The sequence below is a fragment of the Shewanella sp. S1-58-MNA-CIBAN-0166 genome (assembly GCF_040310085.1).
Taxonomy (GTDB): domain Bacteria; phylum Pseudomonadota; class Gammaproteobacteria; order Enterobacterales; family Shewanellaceae; genus Shewanella.
Window position 1 is genome coordinate 80101 of record NZ_JBEOPN010000002.1, and the last position, 22929, is coordinate 103029.

Here is a 22929-nt window from a genome sequence, read left to right on the forward strand (position 1 = left end):
TACCGGCATTTTCCAGCTTTACTGCCGTTAAGGCTTTAACTATTTTTTTTTACAGGATTTATATTATGTCTCAAGTTACTGGTGTTGTTAAGTGGTTTAACTCTGATAAAGGTTTCGGATTTATTGAGCAAGAGTCTGGTCCAGACGTATTCGTTCATTTCCGTGCTATCAACTCAGACGGTTTCAAAACTCTTGACGAAGGTCAGAAAGTTTCTTTCACTGTGACTCAAGGTCAGAAAGGTCCTCAAGCTGAGAACGTTTCAATCGTTTAGTATTTAGCTTCGGCTAAGTGTTAAAAGATTTAAAACTGTAGCAATTTATTGCTGCAGTTTTTTTTGTTTTTTTATTGTGTATTGTCATCATGCTAATCGTCTAATCGTCTAATCGTCTAATCGTCTAATCGTCTAATCGTCTAATCGTCTAATCGTCTAATCGTCTAATCATATGTTGTATATCATTAATCTATTTATCTCTCATATTATTAATACACATAGAGATATTGTTATGCGCATAAAATCATTATCAGTTCAAAATGACTCCAGAAACTCATTCAAAGATAATAAAAACCGTTCTTCTGTCGACGCTATACAGTCGACCCGCGTATCCCTATATGCTGTACCGTCACTTAAGATTTAGCTTTTCTAAAGAATAAGGTGGCTCACTCATAAACGGTCATCACATAAAGCCAACTTAATAAGATGACTAGAATTGAGGTTTATTAGTTCGTCTTTGTTATGTAAATACATTAACAGCCAAAAGTGGTGAGTATTATAAGCACAATAACAGCAATGGCTTGTTTGCCATTTAGTGGCAATACAGAACAGACTCAGAACTAATACACAACGAATTCATCGTTATAAACGCTCATTCAGCCGTTGCTTATTCAATATCTGGATTGTATTAGTCGTAACGGCAGGTTATTAGCGCATTAAAACACACGTCAGCAATGGGCGTGTTTAAGTCTAAGCTTATAAAATCATTATTATTATGAATTTTGCCTATTTATGTTGTCTATTTTAGAATCTTTTAACAGATTTTAGCGTTGAGCTCACTAACTGAAGGACGCTGAGTTAATTGCATTGAGGTTGCTGGGAAGGCTTCTTTACTTAAGGGTCTAGTCATTTAGACTGATTTCTTAGCATTTAGTCGTTATTTTGAATGTAGAGTATTTGCTGTTTTAGAGTCGCTGTAGAGGAGGGATGAGCGATTGAAGACACTTTAACATACCTCATTTGATGTGGTTTTTTAAGCAATTAAATTTTCATTATATCGACCTGATACGTAAACAATATATTAAAAAATGCCATGGTTTATTAATATGGTGAGTTATCACTAATTAATAAACGATGGCATTAGAGACTGATGCTTATGACGTTTGTTGTTAAGCCTTTTTACGCAAACCGATTTTAGTCAGCATTAAAGGTTCATTTAACCATTAGCGGTGAGTTAAGAAAACAAGGTTTCTTCTAAGGTTCGGCCTTTAAGTAATGCTTTATATTGCCACTGGTGAGCAGTAAACAGCTCAAACAACTGCATTTCAATGGCAAAGCCGGATTGCTTTTGGTACTCGATAACATATTGCTCATCACCGATACGCCTTACTTCAATGATATCGTTAAGGCCTAATAACTGCTGATGGAGGCTGTCCATGTCACATTGCTTCATTGTCAGCGTGATAAAGTCTGTCGCTTGGCTGGCTTTAATTGATACCGATTGCTGCAATTTGCCATGTTCGAGATAGACAACTTGGTCGCATAACTTTTCAAGTTCATCAAGGTTATGTGAGCTGATCACAAAAGTCGTATGGTCGGATAAATCTTTCACAATTTGACGAATTTTTTTCGCATTGGCAGGATCAAGTCCCGCTGTCGGTTCGTCGAGTAACACAATCTTAGGAGAACCCATGAGGGCTTGGGCAATAGAGACTCGTTTACTCATACCATGACTTAAACTTTTAGGTTTCGCCTCTGCTGAGTCACTTAAGTCGACAAGGGCGAGGACTCTTAATGCTTCTTTTTTTGCTGCCGCTGCTGTCATGCCTTGTAATTGGGCAAAAAACTGGAGTTGCGACACAATACTAAAATTAGGATCCAATGCTGCATCTTGTGGCAATGCCGACAATAGTCCTTGTAACGCTTTGCTACCGGGTTTATGGCCTAAAATGCTAATACTGCCATTGGTGGGTTGAATAAAACCGCAGAGTAAACTAAATAGCGTTGTTTTACCGGCACCATTTGGACCCACTAATGCAATGGGAGCGCCTTGTGTAAGCGTTAACGATACAGTGTCGAGCGCAAGTTTATTACCGTATTGTTTAGAAAGGTTGTCACATTGAATGATACTCATAGCGCACTCCTACTCATTAAGACTTTACCAGCAAATAAAATAACCGCAGTTTGCAGTAAAGGAATGGGAGCGTATACGAATGAACCTAATCCTTGAGTATTGATCAAATTACCTATTTGCGAACCAGGCAGTATCCAGTTTAACCAGCTTAATTGTGGGAAATTCATATTAATTAATGCAATAAATATTGATACTACAGCCCACAAGATAACCGCAAATATACTGGCTTGTCTTGCTGAGTTTGCATGTAATGACAGCACCGCCATAGCAGCAGTGTAGGGTAATAATACGATCACTAGATTAACCATTACGATTAAGCTAGTTGTTATTGATGGCAATAACAAAGATATATCACGTGATAATGCTAATGCGATGGTTGCCAATAACGTTAAGATGATCAACATCAATTGGATAAACATTTGCCCTAAGAAACGACCAAAAAACAAACTGGAACGACTGACTCTTAAGGTTAGAAATCGCAAACTACCACGTTGTTTATCTGAACTAAATTGGTCTGCGGCAATAAAAATACTGAACATGGGGAAAAGGTACAGTGCAGCTAACCAAAACACAGCAAACTCTTCGACGGGCCATTCAAACAGATGGCGTAAACTCCCTGGCCCAAAGAGGGCTTCAGTAAAGTCTTTGAAGTTAGGCTGCATAATAAATTCAGATGCACTCTTGATAGGGTACAGCAATAAAATTGCCCAAATTAGCATAAAGGCGATTAATGAAATCATACCGCTTTTGTTAGTAAAACGTTTGGCTAACTCATATTTGGCTAATAACCAAATATGAGTTAACGTCGATGGAGAGGCGGTACGGTCCATATACTTTTCCTTGCTTAACCTGTTTTGGAAAGCGTTAATTAGTTTAAAAGCGACTCTAATTGGGCTAGCTTTTGTTCTAGCAACTCAACTCTTTGTTCTAGTTCTACAATCCGAGAATCTTGCTGTACAGTTTGTTGAGTGTGAGTCGACACGACAATGGCATCACTGCTGTTCACATCATAATCATCAACGTTGCCACTAAAGCACTCAAGGAAGCGACAATCACGTTTATTCGCTTCTCGAGCAAGTTGAACTACTAAAGGCTTTTCACGTTGGCTTAATGCCAGTAATGCAGTTTCAACCTGTGAGACATCAGTGAATTCGTGGAGTCGATTGGTACGAGTTTTGAGTTCGCCTGGTGTTTGCGGTCCCCGCAATAACAACACGCAAATTATAGCGACTTCCGCACTGCTTAACTGCAATTCACTGAATTCAGTATTACAAAAGCGATGCTTATATTTTACGACTCGACTACCGAAACCAGATTGCTCGCTGAGTAAGCGTTTTTTGGTAAGATCGTCTAATACTGTTTTTACTTGAGATTCGCTCAGTGACAGCACAGGTTCGCGGCTGCTTTTTTGATTACATGCCAAGGCGAGTGAATTTAATGACAGAGGATATTGATCTGGAGTCGTGAGTTCTTTTTCGAGTAAACATCCGATAACTCTAGCTTCTAGTGAGGTTAATTCCATACACAGTATCCTTTTAATAAAAAGCATGATTCTATTACTTTTATAACAGAGGCATGCTTTTTCTCAAAGGATTGGACTAGTTTACCGAGGCTAATCGATTATTGTTCACACAGTTAGGCGAATACCTTCACTTTCGATTGTGATTTCACCTGCTTTAAATAAACCACCAATTGATTTCTTAAAGGCTTTTTTACTCATGCCGAGTTTGTCATAAATGACATCAGCATCAGTTTTGTCATGTAGTGGTAAAAAACCATTAGCGCTACGCAATTTATTAATGATCAAACGGGCATTTTTATCTAGCTCGTCTTTATCACCTTTTTGCAGTACAAGATCAATTTTGCCATCACTGCGAATCGTTTTGATATAACCAGTCACTTTTTGACCAAATCGCAATTTTTGGAAAATTTCATTAGTGTAAATTACGCCCCAATGCAGGTTGTTAATAATGGCTTTGTAACCTAGCTCTGTAGTGCCACCAATGATTAAATTAACCTGTTCACCTTCGGTATAATGCGCTTCTGTTTTATCGACAAACTTATCCAGTTTTGACGATGCCATAATACGTTCGTCGGCATGGTTAGCATGGACATAAACTAAATATGAGTGGCCTTCTTCTGCCGGTTTATGTTGCTCGCCAAAAGGGAGTAGTAAATCTTTGTCTAAGCCCCAATCTAAAAATGCGCCGAATGGGCCCGTGGCGATTACTTTTAAATAAGCATATTCACCCACTTGAGCTAACGACTTTTGGGTAGTAGCAATCACAATGTCTTCAGAGTCTAGGTAAAGAAACACATCTACCATATCACCGACATTACAACCGGTAGGGACAAATTTATTAGGAAGCAAGACTTGTCCAAGCTCTTGAGCATTTAGATAAACCCCAAAATTAACTTGTTTAACAACTTCTAATGAATAACGTTTACCGATTTGTATCATGAATGACTCTACTTTAATTTAAAATGAAAAAGATGATCTTAAGAAAAACACGTAATTATACACGTAAATTAAGCTCACGTTGTGCCAATTAAGCGCTATCGAAAATCATTTAGGCTTATCGCCTTGTTTGTTGAGGTTTATGACAACAATTGTAGATGATTTTTTATAGTAATTAATCGGTAATTAACTTGCATTACACCGCATAGCAGGTTTTAATTGCGCCGTTTTTATAAAGGCTAAAAATGTGGTTGGTTAGCAATTAAAAAGTGAACTAACTGCAGGCGTAATCAGTAAAATACTTGTTACAGCAGCGAACTGATGTTCAGCAGCCAAAATTTGCATGCTTTGTGGATTTCTGCGTAAGATGTCCTATATAAGCAGATGCGAAACATGATAACAATGACGATATGATCTCGAGCCAATTTATAGGGCCTTCATTTTGTCTGTCACAGGTTTTACAGCCATAATCATAGTGCTGAATAAACCATTTTATTTCTTGGATAGCATTGTTGTGTTATCTGGATTTTTAACAAGCAGAAGCCACTTTTGGTCAACTGCTAACTTTGATACAAATACGGAAAATAATTATGTCTGATTGGTCTATCGAAGATGCTCGCTCGGGTTATAACGTGACTCACTGGAGCCAAGGTTTTTATGGTATTCGTGAAGATGGCGAAGTGACAGTGTCACCTAACCCACAAAATCCTGATCATAAAGTCGGCTTAAATGAACTAGCCAAAAGTATGGTCGAAGCAGGCGTCTCGTTACCGGTATTAGTCCGTTTCCCGCAAATCTTACACCATAGAGTGGAAAGTTTATGCGAAGCATTTAACGATGCAATTAAGAAGTACGATTATCAAAATGATTACTTGTTAGTTTACCCAATTAAAGTAAACCAACAGAAAACGGTAGTTGAAGAAATTTTAGCTAGCCAAAAATCTAAAGAAGTCCCTCAGTTAGGACTTGAAGCAGGTAGTAAGCCAGAGTTAATGGCTGTACTTGCGATGGCACAAAAAGCCAGTTCAGTCATTGTATGTAATGGTTACAAAGATAAAGAATACATTCGTTTAGCACTTATCGGCGAAAAGCTTGGCCATAAGGTGTATATCGTTCTGGAAAAAATGTCAGAACTTAAAATGGTATTAATTGAAGCTGAAAAGCTTGGTATTACACCTCGTTTAGGTTTACGTGTGCGTTTGGCTTTCCAGGGCAAAGGCAAATGGCAAGCCAGCGGTGGTGAAAAGTCCAAATTTGGTTTGTCTGCAGCACAAGTGTTGAAAGTTATAGCTGAATTGAAAAGTGCTAATATGCTTGATTCTCTGCAGCTATTACACTTCCATTTAGGTTCGCAAATTGCCAATATTCGCGACATTCGCCAAGGCGTAAGTGAAGCAGGCCGTTTTTACTGTGAATTGCGCCAACTTGGTGCCAGCATTGATTGTTTCGATGTGGGCGGCGGGTTAGCGGTTGACTACGATGGTACTCGTAGCCAGAGCAATAACTCAATGAACTATGGTTTAAATGAGTATGCTAACAATATCGTCAACGTATTAACTGATTTATGTAATGAGTACGAGCAACCAATGCCGCGTATTATTTCTGAATCTGGTCGCCATTTAACGGCGCATCATGCGGTGTTAATTACTGATGTTATTGGTACTGAAGCGTATCAACCAGAAAATATTCAGGAACCAAGTGAAGAGGCGCCGCAATTGCTCCACAATATGTGGCAATCTTGGTTAGAAATCAGCGGTCGATATGATCAACGTGCAATTATTGAAATTTACCATGATAGTCAAAGTGATATTTCTGAAGCACACTCATTGTTTGCTGTGGGTCAATTAAGTTTGGCTGACCGAGCTTGGGCAGAACAAGCTAATTTACGTGTTTGCCATGAAGTGAAGGGACTATTAAGCAACAATAACCGCTATCACCGTCCAGTGATTGACGAATTAAATGAAAAGTTAGCTGATAAGTTTTTCGTTAACTTCTCTTTATTCCAGTCATTACCTGATGCATGGGGTATTGATCAAGTGTTCCCAGTGTTGCCGTTATCGGGTTTAGATAAAGCACCTGAGCGCCGTGCGGTTATGTTAGATATTACCTGTGACTCAGACGGTATTGTTGACCAATACGTAGACGGTCAGGGAATTGAAACCACATTGCCCGTCCCAGCATGGAGCGCCGACAGCCCATATTTGATTGGTTTCTTTATGGTGGGTGCATACCAAGAAATTTTGGGTGATATGCATAACTTGTTTGGTGATACTAACTCTGCTGTTGTACGCATTGATGAGCGTGGATTAAGCCAGATTGAATCTGTTTTAGAAGGCGATACGGTAGCTGACGTTTTACGTTATGTAAACTTAGATGCGGTTGACTTTATGCGCACTTATGAAGAGCTTGTAAATCAGCATATTGTTGAAGAAGAGCGTGCCAGTATTCTAGAAGAGTTACAGTTAGGGCTTAAGGGTTACACTTACTTAGAAGATTTTTAATCTTATCGACTAAGTGATGTTAGCTTATTATTAAAAAGCCTAGCGATCTCAGGTCGCTAGGCTTTTAAGTTGCTAACATATTTGTAATTATTCAGGCAGTTTTATTTAAGCCTATTTTATCGTTGGGAAATGCTCATTTAAACCGCTAAACTACGCTTTTTTCGCTTTTTACTGCGCATATATGGCTTAACCATGAGACATTACATTTTTATACAAACGTCTCTAATTAGAATAAGTGCTGAGTAGTTACACATGTTTTTTGAAGGTTCAGAGAAAAAGTTAGAGATTATTGTTAATGAATCAGCGCCTAAATTACGATCCTTAGATCGAACATTTTGGCTGGGGCTCGTTGCTGCCTCAAATGCAGACATTTTATCTTCCATAAGTAATGAATATTGCGATGCTTATTTGCTGAGTGAATCGAGTTTATTTGTTTGGGATGATCGTATCGTTATGCTCACTTGCGGGGCTAGCACGTTGGTAGAATCTGCATGCTACTGCATTGAACATTTAAGTGAACAGGCGATTGCGTACATTTGTTATCAACGCAAAAATGAATATTATGCCCATTTACAAGCAACTTCCTTTACCGATGATGTGTTTAGATTAAGACAGTTTATTGCTGGACAGGCCTATCGAATGGGTCATTTAGATAGCCATCATCATTATATATTTTCGACCGACAAAGACTATCAAGCTAGCCAGCTCGATACCACCAATGAGCTGCTGATGTACCATATTTCTGGTGCAGTAGCTGATTATTTACGTGGTGAGCAGCAATCAACTATTCAAATTAGTCAGATGCTGCAACTGGAACAATTATTTAATGGTTTTAATATTGATCAGTATTTATTCAGTCCGTTAGGTTATTCAATAAACGGTATTCGCGGTGCTGAATATTTTACAATACACATTACACCTCAAGAAAATAGCTCTTATGTGAGTGTTGAAACTAACATTGATCTTAGCTCAACGCAGGTTGATGTTTTTGCTGAACTGGTAAGATTATTGCAGCCTAGTAGCTGTGACATTATTGGCTTTAATAGTCATATTGCCAATAAACCCTTTTTAAATTATTTGTGTTTAAGCCATTGCGCGATGCCAATCGAGCAAGGTTTCACTATACACTTTAACCACTATCAGCAAGATTGCTCAGAACTGCTGAGCCCTACACTATTATAATTATCAACAGTTGCCATCTTTTGGTCGTTTATAACTACTTTCGTAGAAAAATTTGATTATTCGTATTATTCAAACCCATGTGGCTATTTACGCCAACCGCTTGATTTCAAACCAGCAGAGTCTTACGCAGACGTTGTTATTGGTTTACCTTTTGATGCCCATACAGATACCGCCAAGGCCGTAAGTACGGTACGACCACGGGACAATGTTTTACGATGCACTGCGTGAGGGGTTTATTGATGTTGAGCATTCAATGCAAATTGCTATTCGTACTGAATAGCACAAAAAAGGTCATGGCTTTGAGATGATTGATGCCGCTATCGCCAATAATTTAACCGCTCAACAAATGGTTGAACAGTTAATTATGCGTGTTGGCGATATGCCGTTATACGTCGCATTCGACATTCGACATTCGACATTCGACATTGACTGTTTATGTTTAGACCCAGCTTTTGCAACCGCTACGCCCGTTTGTGGTAAGTTCACTAGCGAGATCATTCGTGGCTTGCGTGGTTTAAATATTGTCGGCATGGATGTTGTAGAACTAGCACTCTTTTATGATTATACAGATGTTACCCCGCTAGCTGCAGCAACACTGGGCCTTGAAATGCTACAGGTGTGGGCTTAAGGTAAAGGCTTAATTAAAAAGTAATTTCAACTTTGTAATTAAACACATTAGCCAACGAGTTGACGTTGGCTTTTTTGTGTCTGCTCAGCGTAGAATAGGTCCAGCAAGGTTTAATGAGGAACCAATATGAGTGATTTAAGTGATATTCGCCGTGAATATACCCAAGGCGGATTAAGACGAGCGAATTTGCCTGTTAACCCAATGGATCTATTCGAACAATGGATGCAACAGGCAAAAGATGCCCAACTTACTGACCCAACGGCCATGTGTGTCGCGACGGTAGACGAAGATGGCCAGCCATTTCAACGTATTGTGTTATTAAAAAAGTTTGATGATAACGGTTTTGTGTTTTTTACTAATTTAGAAAGCCGCAAAGCAAAACAAATTGCGATTAACAGTAAAGTCAGTTTACTGTTTCCTTGGCATCCACTTGAACGTCAAGTGGCTGTATTAGGGCAAGCGGAGCCATTATCTATGTTGGACGTGGCGAAATATTTTATGTCTAGACCAAAAGACAGCCAAATTGCTGCCTGGGTATCTAAACAATCAAGCAAGATTAGTGCACGACAGGCGTTAGAAGGTAAATTTGCTGAAATGAAAGCTAAATTTGCCCAAGGTGAGGTTCCACTACCTAAGTTTTGGGGTGGATATTTGGTGCGACCAGCTAGCATTGAGTTTTGGCAGGGTGGTGAACATCGGTTACACGACCGATTTATTTACACTAAAACCGATGCGGATTGGAATATTGATCGGTTGGCACCTTAATGAGTGTTAATGAAGTGGAGCATTTTGCGGTGATAACCAATAAAATCTGGGTTGATGCTGATGCTTGCCCCAACCCAGTTAAAGAAATGTTATTTAGGGCATCTGAGCGTAAATCGGTTCGATTAGTGTTAGTGGCCAATCAAATGATTAAAGTGCCTATTTCGCCCTTAGTTAGCATGATACGGGTGAGTTCGGGTTTTGATGAAGCAGATAACTACATTGTGGAACAAGTCGTCAAAGGGGACTTAGTCGTCACTGCTGATATTCCTCTGGCATCTGATGCGGTTGATAAAGGCGCACTAGTATTAAACCCTCGTGGTACGGTGTATACAGCTGAAAATATTAAACAGATTCTGACGATGCGCGATTTTATGGAAGAAATGCGCAGCAGTGGCATCCATACTGGTGGTCCGAACAGTTTTTCGCAAACGGATAAACATGCTTTTGCACAAGCGTTAGACAAATGGCTGGCTAGATTGATCCCCAGCAAGATATAACCAAAGATTACTCTATACTTATTTATTGTTAATCTTACTTTCTATACAAAGGACTTTACGATGAAAAAATGGTTACCATTATTAGCCGCGAGCTTGCTGAGTACATCAGTGATGGCAGGCGATTGGCAAGTCAATCAAGATCATTCTCGGGTGAGCTTCATTTCGATTAAGAAAGCCGATGTTGCTGAAGTGCATCATTTTAAACAAGTTGCAGGTTCATTAACGGATGCTGGTGCATTTTCTTTATCGATTGATTTAACCAGTGTTGATACCGGAATAGAAATTCGTGATCAACGAATGCAAGCAGTGTTATTTGAAGTGGCACAGTTTCCTAAGTTAACCTTGGATGCAGTGGTTAACCCTAAATTGCTAGCCGGATTAAAAGTCGGTGACACGCTAACGACGCAAGTTGAAGCAACCATTAAGCTACATGGTCAGAAACAACAGAAGAGCTTTGATGTGTTAGTCGCTAAATTGTCGGATAAGAAAATGGTGATTTCAAGCTTAGCGCCAGTGATTGTTCAAGCAAGTGAATTTGGTTTAGTGTCCGGTGTCGAAAAACTTAAAGAAATGGCGGGATTGCCGAGTATCAGCTTAGCGGTGCCAGTGTCATTTGTGCTAACCTTAGCGCAATAGTTATATGTGGTTATTAATGGTTTTCAATCATCAGGTTGAGAGCCATTTCCTGTTAAGTCGTTTTTAAGAAAGGTGGTATGAAATGGTTACTGACAAAGACGGATACATGCATTTAATTCAGTATTTAACTGAACATTTAGGGCTATTTGAGTCGTCTGAGAGTAATGCCGCTGCAACGGAAACTGTCATGGAATTGTTTGAAGAGCAGTTATCTGCTCAGATCATTATGGTATGTGGGCAAAACCCGCAATTATCATTTGCACAACGTAATATGGTAATTCGCGAAATTGACGCAATTGTATATGACTTAGAAGAGATTTTAGCCTCTGTAGCCAATCAACAAGCCACCCCCGAACAAAGCATTTTTATTACTGAGTTTTCAGGACTGATTAAAAATTTATTCGATCAAGAAGTTGATCATTTATTGCAATAAACGTACATAAAACTGGCCGCTACTAAAGCGATTTGTGGATTTTTTGGGATTGATCATGTTTAAAAGAATTGTGATTTCGACTCTGCTGTGTTTGCTTTCTATATCTGTTTTTGCGAGTGATAAAACCGTTTTAAGTCAAGTTGAAACCATGACCGTCGCTAAGTCAGGACTACAATATAATGCTCGCATTGATACAGGTGCCGTGAACACTTCACTGCACGCTGTCAATTTAGAAATCCTTGGCGGTGCATCCAAAAAAATGAAAAGCAATGTTGGTAAAATTGTTGAATTCACTACTGAAAATGAACGTGGTGAGAAAAAACGCATTCAAGCCGAAATTGTCAGTACTTCAAGGGTGAAAAACTCTCAAGGTATTGAAACTCGTTACATGGTGAAGCTTGATATAGGTTTTCCTGATCAATTGCATAATATTCATGTTAACTTACGCGATCGTAGCCACATGAATTACAAATTACTTATTGGGCGTAACTTTTTAAAACATAACTACATTGTGGATGTTTCTGACAAAAAGACCATTGGTCCTTTAGCAGAGCTGAGCATTAAGCAAACTGGCTTAATGTACAATACGCGTATCGATACCGGCGCCGTTGAAAACTCATTACATGCAGTTAATATTCGAGTCGAGAATGAAGACAAAGTGAACATTGAAAATAACATCGGTAAGATGATTACGTTCACCACAGCGAATGAAAAAGGCGAAAAAGCTGATGTTCGCACCAAAATTCGGGGCACATCGTTAATTCGTAATGCACAAGGTACAGAAAGGCGTTACATGGTGAGGTTAAGTGTTGGTGAGCCTCGTCATGAATTTATAGTCGATGTGAATCTTAAAGACCGTACCAAAATGGGTTATAAATTATTAATTGGCCGAAATTGGTTACAAGGTCACTATATGGTTGATGTGTCTAAAAAGCATTAATTGCTTATTATTGGTCAATAACATCAGTCAATAACATCAGTCAATAACATCGGTCAATAACATCGGTCAATAACGCTGGTCAATAACATCGGTCAATAACGCTGGTCAATAACATCGTTCAATAACATCAGCTAACAATACCGCTCAATATGAGCGGTATTTTTTTGGCTGTTTTTACGCCTAGGTAACCAAAAAAGATCGTAGAAAGAGGTGTGTGAATAAGCGGTAGTTAGGCGCGGTTGTTGACTGAAATTGCTTTTGTATTCACTGCAACATCTTTGCAACCTTATTGTCATCCGTAATCGTTATAGTAAGCGCTGATTGAGCTATGTAGCCTCAACGCGGGATCATAAATGCTTATCAAACATGCGCTTATTTCGCTATCGCTGTTGTATCAACTTACAACTCGCACACTATTGATTCGTCAATACGGTTTGTTAGCAAAACAATGGCAAGCTTGATATTGATGATTTGAACATAAACGGATCTTTATCTGTTTATTACAACGGTTATTCCGAGCTGAGGTTATACCAAGCAATAAAATATCAATTGAATAATTAAATTAACTCATTGGATTTATGGATAATGAATAGGGGTTCACTATGTTAGTTCAAAAGTCGTTGCTCGCGATATCGATATCATCTTTAATGGTATTCAATGTTGCTGCTCAAGATGTGCTTATTTCAGAGTACATAGAAGGCAGCAGTAATAACAAAGCTATAGAATTGTACAATCCAAGTTCGACAGCGATAGATTTGAGTGATTATGTGTTGTCATTTTATTTTAATGGCAATACCGCAGCGGCAACCAATATTACATTGGATGGTAATATTGCAGCCAACTCAACGTTTGTTATTGCCGATAATGATGCATCAGCAGAAATCCTTGCGCTTGCCCAACAGATTAGTACTGCGAGCTTTTTTAATGGTGATGATGCCATTGTACTCAGTCACAATAGTGTAGTTATCGACTCCCTAGGACAAGTGGGTACAGACCCCGGTTCACAATGGGGAACAGGTGATTTATCGACCCAAAACAATACTCTTCGTCGTGACGCCACTCAATTAATTGCCGATACCATCATTGACGACGAAGTCACATTTACTGGCTGGCAAGGTTTTGCTCAAGATGACATCAGCGATTTAGGTGTTTTCGCGGGTAATGATTCAGGTCCAACAGATCCGGTAGACCCAGTAGATCCAACTGAGCCAATAGAATTTGTCTGTTCACAAAGCGCAGTCGCAATCCATGACATTCAAGGGATGGATGACACAAGCCCTCTAGTGGGTTCAGACGTGGTGGTTGAAGCGATTGTGACGAGTAATCAACAAGCTGGGCTAAAGGGTATATTTATCCAAATGGCCGACAGCGAAGTCGATGCTGACATTAACACCTCAGAAGGTATTTTTGTTTACAGCGGTAATCAATCACTTGACGTGAATGCCGGTGATAGAATTCGTTTACAAGCTTCTGTTGCCGAATATCAAGGCACAACTCAGTTGTCTAATGTGACTCAATTTGCATTATGTGGTACTAACCTACCATTGCCTGTGGTTGCTACTGTCACATTGCCGTTAGCCGACAATCAACAACTTGAGCGTGTTGAAGGCATGCGAGTAATATTCGATCAATCTCTGGTGGTCAATGAAGTGTATAACTTAGGCCGTTATGGTGAAGTATCATTAGGCAGTAGTCGCCATTTTATCGGTACTCAAGTTGCTTTACCTGGTGCAGCAGCGCTGGCAGTGACTGAAGCGAATGCCAGAGATAGTATCTTGTTGGATGATGGCTTAACCAGCCAAAATCCTGAACAGATACCTTATCCAGCTCCTGGGTTATCAGCCTCAAATACCTTACGGGTAGGCGATTCTGTTACCGGGCTCGAGGGTATTATGCATTATGGCTTTAGCCAATATCGTGTGATGCCAACTCAAGTGGTCAATGTAGTGCAAAGTAACCCGCGACAATCTACTCCAGAGTTAGCGCTTGGCGCAGATCTTCGTGTCGCCAGTTTCAATGTGCTTAATTATTTCAACGGTGATGGCAACGGCAATGGATTTCCGACTGATCGCGGCGCCGACACATTATCTGAATTTGAGCGTCAACGCGTGAAAATTATCAGTGCAATGCATGCCATTAACGCTGATGTATTTGGTTTAATGGAAATTGAAAATGACGGCTATGGTAGTGATTCAGCCATTAACGACTTAGTCAGCGGATTAAACCAAGCTATGGGAGCGGAGGTATACGCTTATGTTGTGCCTTCAGTGGCACAAATAGGTACCGATGCGATTGCTGTGGGAATGATCTACCGTGCTGATAAAATCACTCCAACAGGTGATGCTCAAATATTATCTTCAGCTAATTCGCCTGTTGATGGAAATGGCGCGGCATTGTTTGATGACGGTAAAAACCGTCCGATGTTAACGCAATCATTTATGCTCAATGGCCGTGAGGACAGCATTGTTGTCGCCGTAAACCATTTAAAATCAAAAGGAAGTAGTTGCGACAGTAACAATGATCCTGATTTATTGGATGGCCAAGGTAACTGTAATTTAACCCGTACCCGGGCAACAGATGCTATTGGGCAATGGTTAATGGAGCAGTATCCAGAGCAAAAAATCTTGGTAATAGGTGATTTAAATGCTTATGCCAAAGAAAATCCACTCACTCAACTTGCCAGCCATGGCTATAGCGAATTAAATGAGCATCTTGGCAGTGTTAATTCATACTCCTATGTGTTCTCGGGTGAGTCAGGCCAATTAGACCATGCATTAGCAAACCAAGCGTTATTGGATAATGTATTAGCCATAACGGAATGGCACATCAATGCTGATGAGCCAAGGATCCTTGATTATAACCAAGAGTTCAAATCTGCTGCTCAGATACAAGATTTGTATCAAGCTGATGGCTTCCGCTCTTCAGACCATGATCCTGTGATTGTTTCAATGCAATTTGAGGTGAAAAATGAGCTCCCAATCGCCAGTTTTGATCATCAAATCAATGGTAGCCAACTACAGGTTCAGTCTACCTCTGTTGATAATGATGGTGATATTACGTCATTAGAATGGGATTTTGGTGATGGTACTATCGTTAATGGTACTGTTGCTAATGGAGAAACGGCTTCACATCAATATCTGCAATCAGGTAATTATCAAGTTCAGCTTACTGTTACTGACAATAAAGGTGAGGTTGTGACAACCGTGAAAACCATAAATGTGCTTGTTGAACCGGCTAATATTGCGCCAACTGCACAAATACACTTGGTTAACTTATGGTTTATGAAATTATTTATTTCAACGAGCTATGACCAAGACGGTTTTATTAAACGTCAAAACTGGCTATTTAATAATGGTCGTAAAGTACATGGGCCAATCGCGTTTAGTTTCAGTCGTCGCGATAAAGCTGTGTCACTGACGGTAGTCGATAATGACGATGAAAAAGACACTGTAACACTCAATTTTAGATAGGGAAATATTTTCGATATGTGAATAAATATTCACGAAAAATAATAAAGAAGGCGCAACATGCGCCTTTTTTATTGTGTTTTCTCCGCGTAAACCGACCTTTATGATGACTGTTCAACGGCACTAAATTGTTGCATGCAAGCTCAATAGACATTCATCTATTCTCACCATCAGCAGACCGACGATTTTGCTTAGCAAGACTGTTAGCTTATTACTTGTCGTCACCGATACACACTAAGAGGGGTAATTGTAGTTAAATACAACTATTTGCCATTAAATATACCAATAATGACTAGTAAATTTAGACTCGCTAACGTAAAATTTCACTCTTTTATTTTAACCCCAGTTTTGATGGTTTATTTGTCATAATAAGCGTCAAACTACCGCGTCGTCACTCACTACCGAGTTATCACTTTTGTGTACTCGCATAGCCGACAAGACGCCCAATCGCATTTAAATGCAAAAATGCAGTGGATGATAACATGCAGCAGTTAACCGAGATCGTAGAACAAGCCTTAGAAGTCATTGATAAGGCCAGTGATCTAAAGACATTGGATGATATCCGTGTCGATTACCTTGGTAAAAAAGGTAAAATCACTGACATGATGAAAATGATGGGATCATTAAGTGCAGAAGAAAAACCTGCCTTTGGTGCCGCAGTCAATCAAGCTAAACAAGCCGTTCAACAGCAGTTGACTGAGCGTATTGACGGATTAAAAGCATCTGAGTTAGAAGCCAAATTAATTGCTGAAAATATTGATGTGACTTTACCCGGTCGTACCTTAGATATCGGTGGTTTACATCCGGTTACGCGTACTATCGAACGTATTGAAACCTTCTTTGGTGAGTTAGGCTTTGTTGTTAAGCAAGGTCCTGAAATCGAAGATGATTTCCATAATTTCGATGCGTTAAACATTTCTGAGCATCATCCTGCTCGTGCTGATCATGACACTTTTTACTTTAATCCTAAAGTGATGTTACGCACCCAAACATCGGGCGTACAAATTCGCACGATGGAACATGAAAAGCCGCCACTTCGGATCATTTCTCCAGGCCGTGTTTATCGTAATGATTACGACCAAACTCACACGCCAATGTTCCACCAAGTTGAAGGGTTAATGGTTGCTGAAAACGTTAACTTTGCCGAGCTTAAGGGCATTTTGCATGATTTTTTACGTAACTTCTTTGAAGAAGACTTAGAAGTACGTTTCCGCCCATCTTACTTTCCATTTACAGAACCTTCAGCCGAAGTAGACGTGATGGGAAAAAACGGTAAGTGGTTAGAAGTATTAGGCTGTGGCATGGTACATCCAAATGTATTGCGCAGTGTGGGTATTGACCCTGAAAAATACTCTGGTTTTGCTTTTGGTATGGGTGTTGAGCGTTTAACCATGTTGCGCTACGGCGTAAATGATTTACGTGCCTTCTTCGAAAACGATTTACGTTTTCTTAAGCAATTCAAATAACGGAGCAAAAATTAGATGAAATTCAGTGAATCTTGGCTTCGTGAGTGGGTTAACCCATCAGTAAGTCGTGACGCATTATCACACCAAATCACCATGGCCGGTCTTGAAGTTGACGGTATTGATGCCGTAGCTGCCGATTTTAGCGGTGTTATTATTGGCGAAGTGGTTGAATGTGGCCAACACCCAGATGCAGACAAATTACGCGTCACCAAAATCAATGTTGGCGGCGATGAGCTTATTGACATTGTTTGTGGAGCACCAAACTGCCGTTTAGGCTTAAAAGTGGCTGTAGCGATGGTTGGCGCTGTGTTACCTGGCGATTTTAAAATTAAAAAAGCCAAGTTACGTGGTCAACCGTCAATGGGCATGTTGTGCTCGTATGGCGAGTTAGGTATGGACATCGAAAGTGATGGCATTATCGAATTACCACAAGATGCGCCTTTAGGCGTCAATGTGCGTGAATACTTGCAATTAGATGACGCCATTATTGATGTTGATTTAACGGCTAACCGCGCTGATTGTTTAGGCATGGCAGGGCTTGCACGCGAAGTGGGTGTATTAAATCGCCAAGCAGTGACAGAGCCTTCCTGGGAAGCGGTAACGGCCACTATCGACGCGCCGTTTAGCATTAATGTTGTTGCACCAGATTTGTGCCCACGTTACTTAGGCCGTGTGGTTAAAAACATCAATGTTAAGGCTGCTACGCCATTATGGATGCAAGAAAAATTGCGTCGTAGTGGTATTCGCTCAATTGATCCCATCGTTGATATCACCAACTATGTGTTGATCGAATTTGGTCAGCCAATGCATGCGTTTGATTTAAATGCCTTAAACGGCGGTATTACCGTGCGTTTAGCTGATGGTGTTGAAAAGCTAACCTTACTGGATAGCAACGAAATTACCGTTCCAAGCGATACCTTAGTGATTGCAGACGATAAACAAGCGGTTGCGCTTGCGGGTGTGTTTGGCGGCGAAAGTACCGGTGTGAATGAAAACACCCAAGACATTCTTTTAGAGTGCGCTTTCTTTGCACCATTAGCCATCATGGGTAAATCTCGTCGCTTAGGCTTACACACAGACGCGTCACACCGTTTTGAACGTGGTGTAGACCCTGAGTTGCAACATAAGGTTATGGACCGCGCTACACGCCTTGTATTAGATATTTGTGGTGGTGAAGCCGGGCAGGTGATTGAAGCCGTGTCTGCTGAGCATTTGCCCGCAGCCGCTAATATCACTTTGCGTCGTAGCAAGTTAGATAAAAGCTTAGGTCACTTTATTCCAGATTCTGACGTGGTTGAAATTCTAGAACGTTTAGGTTTTAGCGTGCAGACCAGCGGTGATGTATGGCATGTGACAACGGCTACCTATCGCTTTGATATGGAGATTGAAGAAGATTTAATCGAAGAAGTCGCCCGCATTTACGGCTACAACAACATTCCTAATATCGCCCCTCAAGCGGCGTTAAGCATGCCAGATCACAAAGAAGCGGATATTTCGTTAAAACGTGTGCGCAGTATATTTGTGGCTCGTGGTTTCCAAGAAGCGGTGACCTACAGCTTTGTCGACCCTAAGATGCAGAACATTGTTCATCCTGGCGAAGAAGCCATGGTATTGCCTAACCCGATTTCTGTCGAAATGTCAGCAATGCGCTTATCAATGTTTACTGGATTATTGACCGCAGTAGGCTATAACCAGAGCCGTCAGCAAAATAGAGTACGTTTATTTGAGACCGGTTTACGCTTTGTTCCTGATGCACAAGCAGATTCTGGAGTTCGTCAACAAGCTATGCTGGGCGCGGTTATTTCCGGTGTTCAAAACGAAGAACATTGGTCAATGGAATCGAAAACTGTCGACTTCTTTGATTTAAAAGGTGATTTAGAAGCAATAATCGGCTTGACAGTTGCCTCTACAGAATTTAGCTTTAGAGGGGCAACACATCCTGCGCTGCATCCAGGTCAATGTGCTGAAATATTACGAAATAATCGAGTCATTGGTTACATCGGTGCTATCCATCCTAGTTTGGAAAAGCCGTTTGGACTCAATGGAAAAACAATTGTTTTTGAGTTAGAACTGGATGCATTATTGCACGCCCGTTTGCCGCTAGCCCAAGCTGTATCTAAGTTTCCTGCCAATCGTCGCGACATCGCGGTAGTAGTAGATGAAACAGTTTCTGCAACTGATGTTATGAATTTGATAAGAAAAGTTGGCGAAAATCAGTTGGTTGGCTTAAACTTGTTCGATGTATACCAAGGTAAAGGTGTTGAGCCAGGCAAAAAGAGCCTAGCCATCGCACTTACGTTACAAGACACTACTCGTACACTTGAAGATAAAGATATTACTGAGACTATGGAATCAGTGGTATCGGCTCTAAAGACCGAGTTCAACGCATCGTTGAGGGATTAAAGTATGGCACTTACCAAAGCCGAAATGGCAGAACATCTTTTTGAAACATTGGGCATTAACAAACGTGTGGCTAAAGAGATGGTTGAGTCTTTTTTTGAAGAAATTCGTGAAGCACTCGAAAGTGGTGAGCAGGTCAAGTTATCTGGCTTTGGCAACTTTGACCTTAGGGACAAGAATCAAAGACCGGGAAGGAACCCGAAAACTGGTGAAGATATTCCGATTTCTGCACGCCGTGTTGTTACCTTCCGTCCTGGACAGAAGTTAAAATCACGTGTCGAAGCGGCAAACTCGGGTAAAAAATAGTTCACTAGTTAATACGCCAATCCGAACGGATCTGTATTACGAAGAGCCACTCTTAATTGAGTGGCTCTTTTGTTTTTGAATTTGGTGAATGTAACCCACCGTTTGCTGCATCAGCTTGATATTGGCATGGTAACCAGTGTATTCGATACATCTTGCCCAGGCTGTTCTAAAGTAGGTGTGAGTAAGCTGTGCAACAAAGACGTTTGCTATTGTCTGGTATAATTTCTGTTTCACACTCATTAATCACTAGTATAATGCCTTCGTTATAATATGATTTTTTACCGTGGGTCACGGTCAGTTTATTTGGAGTTTCTTTTGGCACGACAAGCAAAATATTTTGATACTCGCTTTAATAAATCACTATTGCATCCTCGTTACTGGGGAACATGGCTAGCTATCGCTGTGTTGTTTCTATTTGGCGTACTTCCCGCAAGCGTAAGAGATCCCATTGCGAGACTATTGGCTCGAGTCGTGATGAAAGTGGCCAAAAAACCATTGCGAATAGCAAAGGTGAACATTACCCATTGTTTTCCAGAAAAATCAGCTGAACAAGTCGATGAATTAATCAAAAAAAATGTTGAGACATTTGTCATTACTTTATTATCGCAAGCAGAGCTGCTTATTCGTTCTACCGCGCACCTTAAACGACGTATTCAACTTAACGGTTTTGAGCATGTTAAAGCAGCTCGCGATGCTAAGCAGCCGATTATTTTCATCATGCCGCATGTATGGCCGATGGAGTACGCAGGTCTTCGTATTAACATGGAAATACCTTTAGTGACTATGGCTAAGGCTCATCGCAATGGGTTATTTAATTGGTTTAGTAACCGGATGCGCAGCAGTCAAAATGGTCGCGTGTATATGCGTGAAGCAGGCATCAGAGCATTGTTAGCAGAGTTAAAAAATGATAACAGTTTTTTCTATTTACCAGATGAAGACTTAGGCCCTGAACAAAGTGTGTTTGCACCTTTTATGGGTACTGTTAAAGCGACGTTACCCGTGGTAGGGCGCTTAGCTCAAGCCGGCAATGCACAAGTTATGCCTGTTAAAATAGGATACGATCAACAAGCTAAACAATTTATTATGACAGTGATGCCAGCGGTGAATCCTGATGAAATGATTGGCAAAGAAAACGAAGCTATCGCATTAAACAAAGTGGTTGAACAAGTCATTAATGCTTATCCAGAGCAATATATGTGGTTTTTGAAATTACTTAAAACTCGTCCTCCGGGCGAGCAAGAATTTTACTAAAATATAACGACTACTATGATATGAACACAATAATAATAAGAGGTTTATATGGATTTTAATGAGTTATTAGCGGCTTTATCGTTTGTGGTATTCACTTATGATAATCATCACATCACCTTATTGCAGCTGTTGCAAGTGCCTCTCTACATATTTTTAGCGTGGTTTATTATCACTCGTGTTGGGCGATTGATTGTTAAAGCACTAAAACGTCGTAAAGTGGGCGCAGATGCAATTCACCTGTTCACTCGCATGTATTTTATTATCAGTATTGCGGTGCTGGTGTTTACCAGTATGGAAATTTTAAATATTCCATTAACGGCATTTGCGTTTGTGTCTGGTGCGATAGCCATTGGGGTCGGTTTTGGTGCACAAAACATTATCAATAACTTTATCAGTGGTTGGATTTTAATGTGGGAACGGCCAATCCGTATCGGTGACTTTTTAGAAGTCGGTGAAGCCCGTGGAGTAGTGGAGTGTATTAATACTCGCTCAACCTTGATACGCCGAAATGACGGGGTGCACATGCTAGTGCCTAACAGTCAGTTACTGGAAAATACCGTAACTAATTGGACCTTGATCGATAAAAATGCACGTACATTTGTTCGTGTTGGTGTCGCTTACGGTTCGGATGTGATTAAAGTGCGTGAGCTGATTTATCAAGTTATTGCTGAACGGGATGATATTCTGCCGCAACCTAAACCTTCTGTCTTATTTGAGGACTTTGGCGACAACGCATTGATTTTCGACTTAATATTCTGGGTTAGTGCAGTGTCAGAAACGGATATCCGCCGCCGTCGTAGCGAAATTCGCTTTAGAATGTATGAACTATTTAACGAGAATAATGTGGTGATAGCATACCCACAACGTGATTTGCATGTTAATGGTAATTTGACGATAACTCAAAGTCATAAAATGTAAATAAAACCATTTTTATATCAATGTATATCAACAAAAAAGACGCCGTAGCGTCTTTTTCTATTTAATGCAGAAGAACTCGAAAACTACTTGGCTTTATTGTGGCGATCTAATAAGTTTTTATTAATATCAGCCATCGATAAGCCTTGGTCTTCAAGTAACACGATTAAGTGATACATCAAATCAGAGGCTTCATTCACAAGCTCCTCTTTATCATGAGTCGCAGCAGCAAGCGCAGTTTCTAAACCTTCCTCACCGACTTTTTGGGCGATACGCTTAGTACCACGTTCAAATAGCGAGGCAGTATAGCTTGACTCAGCACTTTGGCCTTTACGTGAAATAATCAACTTGGTTAGATTATCGATAAAAGGATGCGCGTTACCATCTTTCCAGCAGCTTTCTGTCCCAGTGTGACAAGTTGGGCCGTTAGGAATAACTTGAACTAGAAAACTGTCGTTGTCGCAATCTTTGTCGATAGCAATGAGATCAAGCGTGTTGCCTGAGGTTTCGCCTTTGGTCCATAAACGTTGTTTAGAACGACTAAAAAAAGTGACTTGTTTGGTGGCTAAGGTTTTCTCTAATGCAGCTTGGTCCATGTAACCTAGCATGAGGACTTTGCCCGTTAGGTGGTGCTGTACAACCGCTGGGATCAAGCCTTGTTGCTTGTCCCAATCTACGCCTGTGCTATCAAATTTGATGTCTGTCATCTGTAATCTCTTTTTGGGTAAGGCTATTTTC

20 protein-coding genes are annotated in these 22929 nt (G+C 40.3%); 15 read left to right on the forward strand and 5 right to left on the reverse strand.

Annotated elements, in window-relative coordinates; all coding sequences use genetic code 11:
- Positions 1-65 precede the first annotated feature (65 nt).
- Positions 66-272 carry a cold-shock protein gene (locus tag AAEY99_RS01925; protein WP_011637160.1) on the forward strand — a complete coding sequence of 69 codons (207 nt, stop codon included), beginning with the start codon at positions 66-68 and terminating at the stop codon, positions 270-272.
- Between the two features lie 1174 nt (positions 273-1446).
- On the opposite strand, the gene AAEY99_RS01930 is transcribed toward AAEY99_RS01925, so the two are convergent.
- From AAEY99_RS01930 to AAEY99_RS01945, 4 genes are all read right to left on the reverse strand, one after another.
- On the reverse strand, positions 1447-2346 hold the full coding sequence (locus AAEY99_RS01930) for an ABC transporter ATP-binding protein (RefSeq protein ID WP_335692515.1): 900 nt from the start codon (positions 2344-2346) through the stop codon (positions 1447-1449).
- The gene (locus AAEY99_RS01935) at positions 2343-3176 is read right to left on the reverse strand and encodes an ABC transporter permease (RefSeq protein WP_335692514.1); all 834 of its coding nucleotides are present in this window, start codon (positions 3174-3176) and stop codon (positions 2343-2345) included. Before AAEY99_RS01935 ends, AAEY99_RS01930 begins: the two co-directional genes overlap by 4 nt.
- 38 nt (positions 3177-3214) lie before the next feature.
- Positions 3215-3868 carry a YceH family protein gene (locus tag AAEY99_RS01940; protein WP_101087544.1) on the reverse strand — a complete coding sequence of 218 codons (654 nt, stop codon included), beginning with the start codon at positions 3866-3868 and terminating at the stop codon, positions 3215-3217.
- 105 nt (positions 3869-3973) lie between these two features.
- The gene (locus AAEY99_RS01945; RefSeq protein ID WP_351008874.1) at positions 3974-4807 is read right to left on the reverse strand and encodes a CvfB family protein; all 834 of its coding nucleotides are present in this window, start codon (positions 4805-4807) and stop codon (positions 3974-3976) included.
- 587 nt (positions 4808-5394) lie between these two features.
- Between AAEY99_RS01945 and speA the strand changes: the two genes are divergently transcribed.
- From speA to AAEY99_RS02015, 14 genes are all read left to right on the forward strand, one after another.
- Positions 5395-7305: a biosynthetic arginine decarboxylase gene (gene speA / locus AAEY99_RS01950; RefSeq protein ID WP_101087546.1), complete on the forward strand. Its 1911-nt coding sequence runs from the start codon at positions 5395-5397 to the stop codon at positions 7303-7305.
- A 252-nt stretch (positions 7306-7557) separates the two neighbouring features.
- Positions 7558-8487 carry an adenosylmethionine decarboxylase gene (locus AAEY99_RS01955; RefSeq protein ID WP_351008877.1) on the forward strand — a complete coding sequence of 310 codons (930 nt, stop codon included), beginning with the start codon at positions 7558-7560 and terminating at the stop codon, positions 8485-8487.
- Between the two features lie 304 nt (positions 8488-8791).
- Entirely contained in the window at positions 8792-9115 is a 324-nt protein-coding gene (locus AAEY99_RS01960) for an arginase family protein (protein WP_351008879.1), read from the forward strand.
- A 126-nt stretch (positions 9116-9241) separates the two neighbouring features.
- On the forward strand, positions 9242-9880 hold the full coding sequence (gene pdxH / locus AAEY99_RS01965) for a pyridoxamine 5'-phosphate oxidase (protein ID WP_101087548.1): 639 nt from the start codon (positions 9242-9244) through the stop codon (positions 9878-9880).
- Entirely contained in the window at positions 9880-10377 is a 498-nt protein-coding gene (locus tag AAEY99_RS01970) for a YaiI/YqxD family protein (protein WP_101087549.1), read from the forward strand. Before pdxH ends, AAEY99_RS01970 begins: the two co-directional genes overlap by 1 nt.
- Before the next feature lie 60 nt (positions 10378-10437).
- Positions 10438-11013 (forward strand): YceI family protein, encoded by a 576-nt coding sequence (locus tag AAEY99_RS01975; RefSeq protein ID WP_101087550.1) that lies wholly within the window; start codon positions 10438-10440, stop codon positions 11011-11013.
- A gap of 82 nt (positions 11014-11095) precedes the next feature.
- On the forward strand, positions 11096-11446 hold the full coding sequence (locus AAEY99_RS01980) for a DUF3802 family protein (protein WP_101087551.1): 351 nt from the start codon (positions 11096-11098) through the stop codon (positions 11444-11446).
- Positions 11447-11501: 55 nt separating this feature from the next.
- Positions 11502-12386, forward strand: coding sequence for a putative ATP-dependent zinc protease (locus AAEY99_RS01985; protein WP_182743689.1), 885 nt, complete (start codon positions 11502-11504; stop codon positions 12384-12386).
- 602 nt (positions 12387-12988) lie between these two features.
- Entirely contained in the window at positions 12989-15856 is a 2868-nt protein-coding gene (locus tag AAEY99_RS01990; protein WP_351008883.1) for an ExeM/NucH family extracellular endonuclease, read from the forward strand.
- A 479-nt stretch (positions 15857-16335) separates the two neighbouring features.
- Positions 16336-17319, forward strand: coding sequence for a phenylalanine--tRNA ligase subunit alpha (gene pheS, locus AAEY99_RS01995; RefSeq protein WP_059745381.1), 984 nt, complete (start codon positions 16336-16338; stop codon positions 17317-17319).
- Positions 17320-17334: 15 nt separating this feature from the next.
- On the forward strand, positions 17335-19722 hold the full coding sequence (gene pheT, locus AAEY99_RS02000) for a phenylalanine--tRNA ligase subunit beta (protein ID WP_351008886.1): 2388 nt from the start codon (positions 17335-17337) through the stop codon (positions 19720-19722).
- A gap of 3 nt (positions 19723-19725) precedes the next feature.
- Positions 19726-20025, forward strand: a complete 300-nt coding sequence (ihfA, locus tag AAEY99_RS02005; RefSeq protein WP_011637176.1) for an integration host factor subunit alpha — start codon at positions 19726-19728, stop codon at positions 20023-20025.
- Positions 20026-20340: 315 nt separating this feature from the next.
- Positions 20341-21276, forward strand: coding sequence for a lauroyl-Kdo(2)-lipid IV(A) myristoyltransferase (gene lpxM / locus AAEY99_RS02010; RefSeq protein WP_101087555.1), 936 nt, complete (start codon positions 20341-20343; stop codon positions 21274-21276).
- A gap of 48 nt (positions 21277-21324) precedes the next feature.
- Positions 21325-22194 carry a mechanosensitive ion channel family protein gene (locus tag AAEY99_RS02015; RefSeq protein ID WP_101087556.1) on the forward strand — a complete coding sequence of 290 codons (870 nt, stop codon included), beginning with the start codon at positions 21325-21327 and terminating at the stop codon, positions 22192-22194.
- A gap of 83 nt (positions 22195-22277) precedes the next feature.
- On the opposite strand, the gene hisIE is transcribed toward AAEY99_RS02015, so the two are convergent.
- Positions 22278-22898: a bifunctional phosphoribosyl-AMP cyclohydrolase/phosphoribosyl-ATP diphosphatase HisIE gene (gene hisIE / locus AAEY99_RS02020; RefSeq protein ID WP_101087557.1), complete on the reverse strand. Its 621-nt coding sequence runs from the start codon at positions 22896-22898 to the stop codon at positions 22278-22280.
- Positions 22899-22929: the final 31 nt, after the last annotated feature.

What these genes read in the sequence shown, in the direction of transcription:
- AAEY99_RS02015 (WP_101087556.1), top strand. Translation starts at nt 21,325, where the DNA reads ATGGATTTTAATGAGTTATTAGCGGCTTTATCGTTTGTGGTATTCACT.
- AAEY99_RS01945 (WP_351008874.1), bottom strand. Translation starts at nt 4,807, where the DNA reads ATGATACAAATCGGTAAACGTTATTCATTAGAAGTTGTTAAACAAGTT.
- AAEY99_RS01980 (WP_101087551.1), top strand. Translation starts at nt 11,096, where the DNA reads ATGGTTACTGACAAAGACGGATACATGCATTTAATTCAGTATTTAACT.
- pheT (WP_351008886.1), top strand. Translation starts at nt 17,335, where the DNA reads ATGAAATTCAGTGAATCTTGGCTTCGTGAGTGGGTTAACCCATCAGTA.
- AAEY99_RS01955 (WP_351008877.1), top strand. Translation starts at nt 7,558, where the DNA reads ATGTTTTTTGAAGGTTCAGAGAAAAAGTTAGAGATTATTGTTAATGAA.
- AAEY99_RS01970 (WP_101087549.1), top strand. Translation starts at nt 9,880, where the DNA reads ATGAGTGTTAATGAAGTGGAGCATTTTGCGGTGATAACCAATAAAATC.
- ihfA (WP_011637176.1), top strand. Translation starts at nt 19,726, where the DNA reads ATGGCACTTACCAAAGCCGAAATGGCAGAACATCTTTTTGAAACATTG.
- speA (WP_101087546.1), top strand. Translation starts at nt 5,395, where the DNA reads ATGTCTGATTGGTCTATCGAAGATGCTCGCTCGGGTTATAACGTGACT.
- AAEY99_RS01935 (WP_335692514.1), bottom strand. Translation starts at nt 3,176, where the DNA reads ATGGACCGTACCGCCTCTCCATCGACGTTAACTCATATTTGGTTATTA.
- pdxH (WP_101087548.1), top strand. Translation starts at nt 9,242, where the DNA reads ATGAGTGATTTAAGTGATATTCGCCGTGAATATACCCAAGGCGGATTA.
- AAEY99_RS01975 (WP_101087550.1), top strand. Translation starts at nt 10,438, where the DNA reads ATGAAAAAATGGTTACCATTATTAGCCGCGAGCTTGCTGAGTACATCA.
- AAEY99_RS01930 (WP_335692515.1), bottom strand. Translation starts at nt 2,346, where the DNA reads ATGAGTATCATTCAATGTGACAACCTTTCTAAACAATACGGTAATAAA.
- AAEY99_RS01990 (WP_351008883.1), top strand. Translation starts at nt 12,989, where the DNA reads ATGTTAGTTCAAAAGTCGTTGCTCGCGATATCGATATCATCTTTAATG.
- AAEY99_RS01985 (WP_182743689.1), top strand. Translation starts at nt 11,502, where the DNA reads ATGTTTAAAAGAATTGTGATTTCGACTCTGCTGTGTTTGCTTTCTATA.
- AAEY99_RS01925 (WP_011637160.1), top strand. Translation starts at nt 66, where the DNA reads ATGTCTCAAGTTACTGGTGTTGTTAAGTGGTTTAACTCTGATAAAGGT.
- AAEY99_RS01960 (WP_351008879.1), top strand. Translation starts at nt 8,792, where the DNA reads ATGATTGATGCCGCTATCGCCAATAATTTAACCGCTCAACAAATGGTT.
- AAEY99_RS01940 (WP_101087544.1), bottom strand. Translation starts at nt 3,868, where the DNA reads ATGGAATTAACCTCACTAGAAGCTAGAGTTATCGGATGTTTACTCGAA.
- hisIE (WP_101087557.1), bottom strand. Translation starts at nt 22,898, where the DNA reads ATGACAGACATCAAATTTGATAGCACAGGCGTAGATTGGGACAAGCAA.
- pheS (WP_059745381.1), top strand. Translation starts at nt 16,336, where the DNA reads ATGCAGCAGTTAACCGAGATCGTAGAACAAGCCTTAGAAGTCATTGAT.